Here is an 11,821-nt window from a genome sequence, read left to right as displayed (position 1 = left end):
ACAGAGGTGCTACTAGTGCCAAATCAATCATGGATGCTACAACCAGTTTATTAGGATTTTCAGGTAAAATTTCTCGACCGAAAGCTGTGCGGTATAAGGAATAATTTGCTACAATCACAGACATGAGTAGAAGCAATAGCAAATGACGGTTAAGGGACCTTTTCCATACCATTTTAGTCATCCTTTACTTCTTTTCCTAATTATACCATACAAACTGTAATAATATTATTTTTCCAAATCTTCATCGTCCTCGTCATCTTCCTCAGGATCTATAAACCGAATGGTATACTTATTTTCACCGGCATCTTCACAAACGAAAAAGCCCATTTTCGGTTCCAAATATAAGTTCAAGGGATTCAAAGTGTTGCTAATAATACTGTCCCGTAAGTATTTGGCGTTTTTTATTCGGTTGTTAAATGACATGGTCCGAAGTTCAATTTCAACGACATGACCGTAGCTAGTCACCACTTCCGTTTTTTTCGTGCCAATCGGTGTTTGCTTCTTTATGTGAGCCAGTGAAAACCAAACACAGTTACTTTTCCTGCCCGACCTTGTTGGCAATAAAAAGATATCCAAATGTGAATTAATCGCTAGCGGATAAAATCGTAAATGAGGTCCGAGGATTTCCATGGAACTTTTACGTGCACCTTTTAGATTTGATCCAACCAACAACAGATTTTTTTCAATAATTTTTAACGGTGGCTGGTCGACAAGAAAGGTATCTTCTCCCTCAATAATTCTCGTAACAAGCTTACCCGTTTTGTCATATTCTCCTGTTATTAGAATAGTTTTTTCATTAAAGAAATATCTATTACTTTCATTTTTCATATACCGATCCCCCAAAAAAGTTTTCTCTATCAATTCTTATAAATAAGGGGTATACTAACCATAAGAGTTGGCATACCCAACTTCCGTTTCCCCCGGGCTGGTCGGTCAAAACATGTACCCGGGGGCTTCTATTTGTTAAACTACATGTAACACCTCCTCTTTATTGTGAGTGATATCACATGATTGTCCGTTATCCATATTCCTAAAATGGTACAATCTGTTTGGTGTATTGGGAATGGAGGAATGCAAACTTGTTCGTGGGGGAATGTAGTGAGGTTCGTGGAGCTGCACAATCTTGAATCTGCCGTCTGCGTTTCGACAATCTACTTGTATATTATATTAAGTATGACCTATGATTGTAAATATTTGTCGATAAAATTCTAATAATTTGTGTTTATCCCAAAAAACTGAAAATTGCATGTATTGACACAAATAGAATTCTAGTTTACAATTTTTATCCAATTACCATGGAAAATGATTGGATGATGATTAAATAGTATTTATAATGTATAAATATACAATATTTCCCTTTCAATACCGTTAATTTTAATAAAATTAACTTTTCACAAATATTTCATTATTTTTAGGTTCTGTTAAAGTTGTATTTGATTCCGCTCCAGTCATAGGGTGTAAAATCAACAGTTTTCTTTAACATAGTTTAAAAATGCAAAAAACAACTGGTGTATACACCCAGTTGCTTTTAATATCTTCTACTTTTTAATGGAGAATCCGAATTGTTTGGCAAGATTTTTTTCAATCCACCGCCAAGGTAACAGGTTTTTAAATCGTATCTGTGTTTTGACTCCTTTTCCTACTGGATAATGTAACTGCGGGTTTTCGGACTTCACTGCCTGAAGAATAACTTCTACCACTTCCATCGGATCTCCGCCGCGTTCTTCCATCTGCCCCACCAGGCTAACGATCTTATCCTTAAATTCCGCATATGGGGAAGTCGGACCAATCTTAACAGACTCCATTCCCTTGGACCAAATGTCGGTTTTAAATACCCCCGGCTCTACTACAATTACCTTAATACCAAATGGCAACACCTCTAACCGCAATGTTTCACTGAAACCCTCTAGAGCAAATTTTGAGGATGAGTACGGGCCAATCCCGGGTAGACCCATTTTACCGGAGATGCTGCTGATATTGACAATCGTACCGCTTTGATTTTGCCGCATCGTTGGAAGAATGGCTTTTGTCACCGCAACAACTGCGAAAAAATTCGTCTCAAACTGCGATTTCCAGTCTGAAATTGCGAGGTCTTCAATAAACCCGCCTTGGGCATATCCAGCATTGTTTACAAGTAGATCAATTTTTCCGTGCCTTGTCAGAATATCGGAAACCACCTGTTCAACCTCTGCAAAATCGGTCACATCCAGTTTTACGATTTCTATTTGACCTGCCACACCTGTTTGGGCAGCCATCTGTTCGAGCCTGTCCTTCTTATTTGGATTTCTCATGGTCGCAATCACATGATACCCTTCTCGAGCGAGTGCCAAAGATAAAAACATGCCAAATCCACTCGATGTCCCTGTTATAAAGGCTATCGGCATCGTCTTTAGACGTTCCGTCATAATAGGCCCCCTTCTCATTCATACTTCCATTATTCTTGATTGATTCCGACTATTCTTCCATTATAAAGGAATAAAAAAAGAAGTCACCTCAGCAACTTCTTATAAACTAGCAAATTCTATTACCAGCTGTTCAAAGCGGTTTAACGCATTATCAATCGGTTCGGACGTCGTTAAATCAACACCAGTTTTCTTTAATAATTCAAGCGGATAGTCGGAACTGCCGCTCTTGAGGAATTCCAAATAGGCGGAAAGTATTGCACGGTCCCCTGCAAGTAGCTTTTCAGCTATATGAATTGCTGAGGCAAAGCCAGTCGCATATTTGTATACATAAAACGGCCGGTAGAAATGCGGGATCCGTGACCATCCGTATTTTACCTCTTCATCAAAGACTATGTCATCCCCGTTATATTGTCTGAATAAAGATTCATAGATTTGATTAAAACTCTCTACATTTAACGGTTTTCCGCTTTCTGCCATTTCATGGGTGATTTTTTCAAACTCTGCAAACATGACTTGAGTAAAAAAGGTCCCTCTAAATTGGTCTATAAAGTGGTTTACTAGATACTTTCTAATCGCTGGATCGGTTTCTTTATTCAATAGATAATGGATTAGCAGTACTTCATTAACCGTGGAAGCTACTTCCGCGACAAAGATACTGTATCCGGCGGAGATTTTTGGCTGATGAGAATTAGAATACCAGGAATGCATCGCGTGTCCAAATTCATGTACCATCGTGAACATGCTGTCAAGATCGTCGTGCTGATTAAGTAAGACAAATGGATGTACACCATAAACACCCAAGTTATAGGCTCCCGAACGCTTTCCTGGTGTTTCCCTAACATCAATATAACGAGCATCCTTAAACGTTTTCAGCGTTTTAACATAGTCCTCACCAAGCGGAGCCAGTGCTTTCAAAATGGTGTCATACGCTTCATCATAGGAGATTTCCATTTTAACACCATCTACAAGTGGTGCATTCATATCATATTGACGCAATTCCTCTACACCCAGCTTTTGTTTGCGGATCGCGGTGTATTTGTGCATGGAAGAGATATTTGCTTTCGTGGAAGCAATCAACTTCTCATAAACTTTTTTTGGAACCCTGTCCCCAAACAAGCCTTTTTCCAGTGCAGAAGGATAATGGCGTAGTCGCGCCATGGTTACGTTATTTTTGATATTTGAAGATAGCGTCGATGCAATCGAATTTTTCAATTGTAGGTATGGTTGATAATAGGCTTTATAGGCTTGACATCTTTTTTCACGGTCTTCGTCTTCTATCCATTTCGAATACATACCTCGGGTTAATTCCACTTTCTCCCCATTATCATTGGTCACTTCACCAAACTTTATATCGGCATTGTTTAACATATTAAATGTTTGGCTTGGTGACGATAATGCTTCTCCCAATTGAGATAGGAGCTCTTCTTTTTCCTTTGATAATACGTGATCCTTATATCGAAAGGATTCAAATAAGTCTTTTTCAAAATAGGTTAAGCGGGGCTCTTGCTGGATATATTCCCTTAATGTACTTTCTTCCAAACTTAAGAGAAAAGGCATGAAGAATGCGGTTGCGCCATTCATTTTTACGGCCAACTGCCTAGCAAGGTCTAGTAAAGATTGGGCTCTAGTGTCCCTTGTATCGATATCACCCTGAAGCATCCCGTACACATAGATCAGATTAAACTTACCTTCCATTTCCTCATTTTGCGATAAATATTGATAAAGTGCTGTTCCACTATGAATAGCCCCATCAAATTGCTTCATTTTCGGTATTTGATTTTCTAAAAAACGGTAATCTTCTTCCCAAGCCTCGATAGATGGGTAGATGTCCTCGATCCGCCATTTTTCTTGTTCAGGTACTTCATCCCGTGTTTGATAAGTTGTCGTCACATGCATCCTCCTTTTTATGTATTACTTCATTTTACCATGCGCCGAAGAAATCTTCATTTTTGAAGGCCTTTTTGAATGTTGTTATAATAATGGATAAACGACGGTAAAAAGGTGATCCATTGATGAAAAGATATGCAAATTTGGATGATGTTAGTAATAAGAAATCATTTATAGATATGAAGAAGTGGAATAAAGAACGACGTAGCAAGGTGAAGGATTTAACAGTGAACATCGAGCAGAGTCCTGATAAAAAAATGGCGGAGCTCCTTGAAAACAAGACGCAAACTTCATATACATGGATTGGTCACTCTACATTCCTGATACAGCTAAATGGACTAAATATTTTAACCGATCCTGTCTGGGCTTTGCGTATGGGCTTTCAAAAACGGTTAACAGAGCCAGGGCTGGCCATAGAACAATTGCCGTATATTGACGTGGTAGTGATTTCTCACGGACACTACGACCATTTGGACTTCCCTTCGATTAGAAAAATCAAAGGAAATCCTCATTTTTTTGTCCCTACTGGATTAAAGAGGCTTTTTCAAAAAAAAGGTTATCAGAATGTAACGGATTTAAATTGGTGGGAAAGTGTAGAACATAAAGGAATTTCGATTGATTTTGTCCCTGCCCAGCATTGGACTAGAAGATCATTAACGGACATGAATACGTCTCATTGGGGCGGTTTTGTGTTTCGATCCGGAGATGAGACGCATTATTTTGTTGGAGATACCGGATATTTTTCCGGGTTTAAACAAATTGGTGAACGGTTTGAGATTGATACGGTCTATATGCCAATTGGTGCCTACGAACCTGAATGGTTTATGAAGGACTCGCATATTAATCCGGAGGACAGTGTGAAAGCTTTTTTGGAGCTGGGTGCCAAGGAATTTGTGCCAATGCATTACGGTGCCTATCGACTGGCAGATGACACAGGGCCTGAAGCACAAGAGCGACTGATTCAGGAATGGGACCCATTGCAGCTGCCTAAAGAACAGCTGAAGATATTACTGTTAGGAGAGACTATGTTCAAATAACGGGATTGGGTCGTTATTTGAAGTAATCTGTTGAGAATTGGTGATAAGTTTTTCACCATGTTAGCAGGAAAAATAGCCATCTTTCGAAAAATATTAATATAGACACTATAGTGGTCTATCCGATAAAAGTGGAAAGGTGGTAATTCTTTGAGCACGGAACTAACCCTCCAACAAATCGTCGAAGGAATCCCAAGATCCTTACTTAACGCAACCGACCGAGACCTGGAAGGCTTTCAAAAAATTATAGAGGAAACCATTAAATTACGTGAAGGCCATAGAAACTTGCAAAAAATGATTAAAAATTTTAATACCTCCACCATTCGTACTTGATTTCAAATTATATGGAATGCAATCAACAGTAAGGGGTTCTGTTATGGGAGTGAAAAAGCGAATTACCCTTAAAACAGATAAAGAAATAACTAAAAATCACACATTAATAATGACCCCAATTCGATTAATCAGATTCTGTTTCATATGTCAAAAAGTAAAATTACACCCAGAAATGAATAGCAAATTGCCAACCCATTTGCACCGTATTAACGGTGCTTTTTTATTCATAAAAAAATAGCCAAAGCTCAAATAAACTTAGGCTATGTATCATTTAAACAGTTTGGTGGTTTAACCTTTCTATCTCTTCATCAATTCTTACTGGGTCTATTCTTTCATACAATGTTTCTACTTTTGACAATCTTTGCGATTTAACAATAAACGCTCTCCATTCGGTTTCTTTTGTATTTATCATTTCCTTGACTTTCCTGCTCGAAAAAGGGAGAAACGGAGTAAGAATATGAGCTAAATTTGCAATAAGATAAACACAATTCGCCAAAGTTTGTTTGCAAGACTCGGGATCTTCCTTTATTTGTTTCCAAGGTTGTTGTTCATCAAAGTATTTGTTTGAAAATCTAACAAGTTCAAAAACTTTTTCCAATCCTTGTTTGAAAGCAGTAGTTTCGATACAAAGACCTACTTCAGTGTACAAGCGATTTACCCTATCCTGAATGTTCAAAGATATGTTCTTTTCAGGTATAACAGCATCAAATGACTTTTCTATAAATTTTAATGTACGATTAACGAAGTTACCATAAGCCCCTAATAACTCGCTATTATGGCTATAAATGAATTCTTTCCAAGAAAAATCAGCATCTCTGTTCTCTGGTGCATTTATTGTTAGGAAATATCTGATCGAATCTGGATCGTACCTTTCTAAAATATCTGAAACCCAAACAGCCCAATTTTTACTTGTTGATAATTTTTTCTTTTCTAAAGTCAGATACTCATTTGAAACAATATGCGTTGGTAATGGTTCTTTTCCAAGACCAGCAAGAATCCCAGCCCATATAATTGAATGGAAAGGGATATTATCTTTCCCTTGAACATAATAAGATTGAGCGGTTGTAATCCAAAACGTTGAGTCGTCCTTATTTGTTTTCTTCGCCCATAGTTTACTTGCTGTATAGTATCCTGATACAGCCTCAATCCATACATAGATTTTCTTATCTTCATATCCAGCAACTGGAACACTTACCCCAATAGGCAAATCCCTCGAAACCGCTCGATCTCGCAATCCTTCCTTTAAATAGCGTTTAGTGAGAGAAATAGCATTTTCTCTCCATAGGTTCTGGTCTTCTGCTTCTTGAGTATAGTTTTCCAAGACATTTTGGAATGAGCTTAAAGAAAAGTAAAAATGCTCTGTAAACCTTGTGGTAGGCGGTTTCCCGCATATTTTACATTTTCTATCAAGCAACTCAAGTGGTTCTAACACATTAGAACAAACGTCACATTGATCGCCACGAGCATTCGCCCCACAATGAGGGCAGATCCCCTCAACATAACGATCAGGCAAAAATTGCTGATCATATTCACAATAGGTTTGTTCCATTTCCTTTTTATAGATGTATCCTTTTTCAAGCAACTCTAAAAAAATCTCTTGAACGATTTTATGGTGATGTGTTGTGTCTGTTCTTGTATATGTGTCATATGTGAATCCTAATCTTGCAAAACAATCTTCAAATTCTTGGTGATAACGGTCCGCAATCTCTTTTGGAGATACACCTTCTTGTTTTGCTCTAATTGTAATAGGAGTTCCATTACAATCGCTTCCCGAAACATATAAAACTTTTTCTCCCTTTAAACGGTAATATCTCGCAAGAATATCGCCAGGTAACAAACTTGAAATATGCCCTAAATGTAATGAGCCGTTCGCATAAGCCCAAGCACCACCAATAAAAATACTCATTGATAAAAACCTCCCGATATGATTTTTAATTTTGAAAACAAAAAAACCTCGCCTTAACTGTAAAAGTTAAGGACGAGGTTTGGATTCCACGTGATACCACCTTATTTCGCAAATGGTTCACACCATCTGCCTCAACAAGTACGGAGTAAAAAATGATACTCTTATACTGTGACATTGATAACGAGTGCCAAAACTCGTCTTAGTCTACTAATACATTAAAGTAAGTTCGGTACGAAGCTCAGAGACCATTGTTCAAATGAATGTTTTTGCTTCTTTTCAGCTACCGAAGCTCTCTGGAAAAAACAATATCATTTTACTTTTTCTCATCAAAGCCTTTATTTTATAATTAAAAATAGTTTATTCAAAAATTTTCCTGAAGTCAATCTTTATATTATTTTTTTAGATTTCATAGCACCGTTGGGCACACACGCCATGCTTCTTCAACATTAAATTTTTCACCTGTCAGTTCCAGTACATCATTCTTAGGTTTTGCGGTTTTTAGTAATTCTGGAAAATCGTTCTCTATATATTTTTGATGTAAATTTTCACTCTTCCAACCCGTTAATACAAGGAAGTAATTACTTTCTTTTTGGGAAAATGCGAATGTTCCGCCAAGCATCCCTTCAGCTTTTTCCATTCCTAAGTTCCAAACTTTTTTCTGCATTTCAACAAAGTGCTCCGTTTTTTGCTCTTTAACTTGTGACAAGGTAACACGAAAAAAATGGCCATTCCTCAAGACATTAACAAAATGATCCTCTAAACCTGACATTCTTAGTTTTTCTTGAAACAGATTTACATCTATTGAAGTACAGGTACTTTCTTGCCCTGAATTGACATAAATTCGGTCATGTACCTCCATCATAAAATACTGATAATCTGTTTGACTTTCCCAAAATGAATAAATACAAGCAGTCAACGGCTGTGTTTCGCACCACCCACCCACTTGTCCTAAAAATCCTTTAACCTTACTAATAGGTTCCCATTGTTTTTGGTACTCATAAAATATGTCCCTTTTGCCCTCTTTTACTGTGCAAGAAATTCTTTTTATCATCATTATTTTCACCCCTATTACTAAGCCATTTGTTAAATAGTAAATTGCATTTGATAGGCAGATACTTGTATTTATATTTTTTATGGCGGCTTTCGTAATTATTGTTGTTTTTAGATGAAATATATATAGGGTATCAAATTCATAAATCAACCAAATGGAAAAAAATACCATTAAATTCAAATAGTGGGTCTGATTTATGATACAATGGAAATACTCCATATATTAGCAAAAAGGAGGTTCAACTTTGTCCAAAATATTACCATATATTTTTCTAGCCATAACCCTTATTCTTTTTGGTCTAATCCAAGCGAACATTTCGTTTGGAAGTTTAGGTCCTATCGTTGTTATCGCAATGATTATATGCCCTATTATCGCTTTTGTGTTAGGTATTAGAAATTCAGGAAAAGAGAAATGGGTTCCTGTTGTTCTTAGTATTGTCGTGATACTTACTGTTTCCTTAATTGGAATTTTAGGAGCTGCTTTCCTAAACGAATTTTAATAATCCGAAGAACGCCATCCAACAATGGACGTTCTTTTTTCTGCGGTTAAGACGAGCGAAGCGTTTCAACTGTCATAATACTTGATTTTTGACACACCAAATATGTATTTGCTCCACTTGTTTTCAATTGCCAAATTTTCGCTTAAGTCCACCCAACGAAACTATATAGATAATTATCTAGGTATTTTGTGGTGCCTCTCTGGAACCGAACCATCCATTTTTTAAGCCATTATGAAAATTTTTAACTTGCTGAATAAGGAAATAAATATTTTTCACACGTTGTTTTTTTCTCTCATTAATGAGTCGTGTTGTAAATTTACCATTTTTACAAACTTCTTATAGATAGTTACAGTATTAGTACACAACAAAGAATATGGATGAATGTATCCATCAATCACTATATCTATTTCCTCAGCTTTAATAAGCCCTGTTCCTGCTTTTCGGGCAATTGTATTCCCGCTACAGTCTTGAACAACTACCACCGCTATCTTTTGATTAGAAATATCTCTTTTTTCATCTTTTTCTCCACGTTTTTTCTCTTTCCTATGAGTGACTTCTCTCCCTTTCACCGATACACAAAAGAATGTTTCATCACTTTCTAGAATGCCTGTTAATTGGTTAAATCCATGCTGAGCGAGAGCGTTTAACATTTTTTGTCACAAAATGCGAAATAGATATGAATATCAGATCGTTCAGCGATTTTAGTAGGGTATATCCTTCAACCTTTATTTCGATATAATGCAACCATTTCTTTGGAAAATGAGAGCCAGCAAAAGGAGTGTTTGTCATTTCCTTAGGCTGTTCTCGCAAACTTTGTTGTTTTTTTGTAGGGTTTTAAAAAATCAATATTAATTGTATAATAATGGCAAAGGGGGTTGGTAAATAAATGAAAAATAATTATACAGTAATGTTTTTGATGTTTTTTGTCGCTTCAATTGCAAGTGGATTAGCATTAAAAAATATTTTTGAATATTCAATGGTTGTAGGAGTCGGTTTAGGAACAGTATTCCTACTATGCTCTGCATTTTCCGTAGGAAAGAACAAGGAGAACCCAAAGGCACAGTAATTAAAATTGCTGTGTTTTTTCTTTGTTAATATGCTTCTCTAAAGTTAGGAACAGTGACCTTATTTGATTTTTGACAGGCTGAAAAAAGCATTTGCTCAGCTCGATTTTCAATTGCTAAGTTTTTCCAATTTNNGAGCCAATAGAGATAATTGTCCAGATCCTTCGTAGCAACTCCTTGCAGTTGATTAAAACCAAGGCTCCCTGATGCATTCAAGATTTTATGCCTCCAATAAAAAGCGGTAGAGATATGAATTTTCAAGCATTTGGCGATTTTTGACAAAGTATAACCCTCGAACATTAGTTCAATGTATTTCACCCACTTGTCACGAGAGCCTGAAAATGGTGTGTTCGTCATATCATTGAACGATTTTACAATCATTACAAAGATAGCTTTGTCTTGAACGATAATTACCGTTCCGTTTAACCGAAGTGCTTCCACAATGAACACAATCCAAACCAGAAGGAAATCGAGCTTCACGAATGCTTTTTAGTAGTTTAGTTTCTTTATCTGGTTCATTTGGAAACAAATCTTGTCTCATTGCATTAAACAATGCTATCTGTTCTGATTTGGTTAATTCACTGAAATCCTCATAGACAACTTCCCACATACTTGAACGCCTCCTGAAAACCTATTCTATCAATCGTTTACAAGTATGATAAAAAAGCCACAATCTATACGAAAACAGCCTTTCGTTAAATGTCTTACCGCAATCCCTACAGAGACCTATTAATATATTTATTTATATAAGTCACCAATAGGTAGTTAAAAGAACAAGTTTCTTTTGTCTTTTTCGTAATTATTATTTCCTTTTTAAAAGATAGATCTATTATGAATCATTCTCACTTGCCCCTAGGGATAAAGGTACGTAGGAATTATTCCTTTTTAAAGAAATGACTAATCATCATAATAATGCCGACGATTAGGTAGATCATTCCGTTACCAAGGATAATCAACCCTATAAAGGCTGCACCAATTGCTCCGCCTTCACCAGTTCCTCCCTCAACATGGTCCAAATTTACAAAAATAGAACCAGAAATAAACCCAATAACTGGACCCATAATACAAATAAGCAAGCCAGACCACAAAAAAGATGTATTTTTCTTGTTATAAGAAGAAATAGCCATAAAATTTAATAACAAAAGAGCTACCAATAATATCATCCATACTAATCCATCTCCGCTCATATTAGCCTCCTAATCGTACTTTAAGAAAAAATGTAAAAAAAGAATTCAAGGTGACATACTTAATATTAACATTTTTTTCCTAATTTGCAGACTGATAGTTAAAGGGTGCTTTTTAATGTAATTTTTGGCAGTCTTGTGATCACCATTGACCGTTTTTGTAAAGTTTGTTTTTTCCTTCAAATATACATTCAATTAAAAGTGTAATTTTACACTCAATCTTGTATAATTATGGTATGGAAAGGGAGTGAGCGGGGTATGGAATTTAGTTTGATATTACTTATTTTTCCTATTGTCGTTGTTGTAAGTTCAATAATTGGCTTTTTGTTTTTTAGAAAATGGTTCGTTATGCCCTTACTTACATTTGTTGTGTTTGCTTTATTGATGATGTCAATTTTTAATGAATCTTTTCTTATTTGGTTGATTTTATATACGATACTTTCCATAATAGTAAGTTA

Annotated in this window: 11 protein-coding genes, 2 pseudogenes and 1 other annotated feature; of the genes and pseudogenes, 5 read left to right on the top strand and 8 right to left on the bottom strand. The window is 36.2% G+C overall.

Translation table 11 applies throughout. The features are described 5' to 3' along the window. Positions 1-225 precede the first annotated feature (225 nt). The 3 genes from V7083_RS13955 to pepF all read right to left on the bottom strand — a co-directional run bounded on the left by V7083_RS13955 (position 226) and on the right by pepF (position 4,301). A complete protein-coding gene (locus tag V7083_RS13955; protein ID WP_335478744.1) occupies positions 226-828 on the bottom strand; it encodes a competence protein ComK in 603 nt (200 codons plus the stop codon). A gap of 710 nt (positions 829-1,538) precedes the next feature. Next, positions 1,539-2,405, bottom strand: a complete 867-nt coding sequence (locus tag V7083_RS13950) for an SDR family oxidoreductase (protein ID WP_335478742.1) — start codon at positions 2,403-2,405, stop codon at positions 1,539-1,541. A gap of 99 nt (positions 2,406-2,504) precedes the next feature. Continuing rightward, a complete protein-coding gene (pepF, locus tag V7083_RS13945; RefSeq protein ID WP_335478739.1) occupies positions 2,505-4,301 on the bottom strand; it encodes an oligoendopeptidase F in 1,797 nt (598 codons plus the stop codon). A 113-nt stretch (positions 4,302-4,414) separates the two neighbouring features. Here pepF and V7083_RS13940 point away from each other — a divergent pair, with 113 nt between their 5' ends. Together V7083_RS13940 and V7083_RS13935 are read left to right on the top strand one after the other, a co-directional pair. Further along, the gene (locus V7083_RS13940; protein ID WP_335478736.1) at positions 4,415-5,329 is read left to right on the top strand and encodes an MBL fold metallo-hydrolase; all 915 of its coding nucleotides are present in this window, start codon (positions 4,415-4,417) and stop codon (positions 5,327-5,329) included. 147 nt (positions 5,330-5,476) lie between these two features. Further along, positions 5,477-5,659 carry a hypothetical protein gene (locus V7083_RS13935; protein ID WP_335478734.1) on the top strand — a complete coding sequence of 61 codons (183 nt, stop codon included), beginning with the start codon at positions 5,477-5,479 and terminating at the stop codon, positions 5,657-5,659. A gap of 271 nt (positions 5,660-5,930) precedes the next feature. Here V7083_RS13935 and metG read toward each other — a convergent pair whose 3' ends face one another. Beyond that, a complete protein-coding gene (gene metG / locus V7083_RS13930) occupies positions 5,931-7,565 on the bottom strand; it encodes a methionine--tRNA ligase (RefSeq protein WP_335478732.1) in 1,635 nt (544 codons plus the stop codon). A gap of 65 nt (positions 7,566-7,630) precedes the next feature. Then, positions 7,631-7,904: a binding site (T-box leader), on the bottom strand. A 67-nt stretch (positions 7,905-7,971) separates the two neighbouring features. After that, positions 7,972-8,787, bottom strand: a complete 816-nt coding sequence (locus V7083_RS13925; RefSeq protein WP_335478760.1) for a YdbC family protein — start codon at positions 8,785-8,787, stop codon at positions 7,972-7,974. Positions 8,788-8,860: 73 nt separating this feature from the next. Between V7083_RS13925 and V7083_RS13920 the strand changes: the two genes are divergently transcribed. After that, the gene (locus V7083_RS13920) at positions 8,861-9,115 is read left to right on the top strand and encodes a hypothetical protein (RefSeq protein WP_335478730.1); all 255 of its coding nucleotides are present in this window, start codon (positions 8,861-8,863) and stop codon (positions 9,113-9,115) included. A gap of 46 nt (positions 9,116-9,161) precedes the next feature. On the opposite strand, the pseudogene V7083_RS13915 reads toward V7083_RS13920, so the two are convergent. Next, a pseudogene (locus V7083_RS13915) lies at positions 9,162-9,907 on the bottom strand (IS1595 family transposase); the annotation flags it as partial. Positions 9,908-10,001: 94 nt separating this feature from the next. On the opposite strand from V7083_RS13915, the gene V7083_RS13910 reads away from it, so the two are divergent. Continuing rightward, the gene (locus tag V7083_RS13910; protein ID WP_335478728.1) at positions 10,002-10,181 is read left to right on the top strand and encodes a hypothetical protein; all 180 of its coding nucleotides are present in this window, start codon (positions 10,002-10,004) and stop codon (positions 10,179-10,181) included. 157 nt (positions 10,182-10,338) lie between these two features. On the opposite strand, the pseudogene V7083_RS13905 reads toward V7083_RS13910, so the two are convergent. Together V7083_RS13905 and V7083_RS13900 are read right to left on the bottom strand one after the other, a co-directional pair. Further along, positions 10,339-10,789, bottom strand: a pseudogene (locus tag V7083_RS13905) (transposase); the annotation flags it as partial. A gap of 265 nt (positions 10,790-11,054) precedes the next feature. Next, positions 11,055-11,366: an ABC transporter permease gene (locus V7083_RS13900; protein ID WP_335478726.1), complete on the bottom strand. Its 312-nt coding sequence runs from the start codon at positions 11,364-11,366 to the stop codon at positions 11,055-11,057. 255 nt (positions 11,367-11,621) lie between these two features. Between V7083_RS13900 and V7083_RS13895 the strand changes: the two genes are divergently transcribed. Then, positions 11,622-11,821, top strand: a 200-nt coding sequence (locus tag V7083_RS13895; protein WP_335478723.1) for a DUF2651 family protein, incomplete at its 3' end; no start/stop codon positions are given.

It is taken from the genome of Bacillus sp. JJ1764, assembly GCF_036962145.1.
Classification (GTDB): domain Bacteria; phylum Bacillota; class Bacilli; order Bacillales; family Cytobacillaceae; genus Neobacillus.
The sequence above is the reverse complement of the archived record's forward strand: the minus strand, read 5'-3'. Positions and strand labels throughout refer to the sequence as shown.

Bases quoted from the DNA above. Each gene is read 5' to 3' on its own strand.
- V7083_RS13925 (WP_335478760.1), bottom strand. From the start codon at position 8,787: ATGGTATTTTTTTCCATTTGGTTGATTTATGAATTTGATACCCTATAT.
- metG (WP_335478732.1), bottom strand. From the start codon at position 7,565: ATGAGTATTTTTATTGGTGGTGCTTGGGCTTATGCGAACGGCTCATTA.
- V7083_RS13910 (WP_335478728.1), top strand. From the start codon at position 10,002: ATGAAAAATAATTATACAGTAATGTTTTTGATGTTTTTTGTCGCTTCA.
- V7083_RS13955 (WP_335478744.1), bottom strand. From the start codon at position 828: ATGAAAAATGAAAGTAATAGATATTTCTTTAATGAAAAAACTATTCTA.
- V7083_RS13950 (WP_335478742.1), bottom strand. From the start codon at position 2,405: ATGACGGAACGTCTAAAGACGATGCCGATAGCCTTTATAACAGGGACA.
- pepF (WP_335478739.1), bottom strand. From the start codon at position 4,301: ATGCATGTGACGACAACTTATCAAACACGGGATGAAGTACCTGAACAA.
- V7083_RS13900 (WP_335478726.1), bottom strand. From the start codon at position 11,366: ATGAGCGGAGATGGATTAGTATGGATGATATTATTGGTAGCTCTTTTG.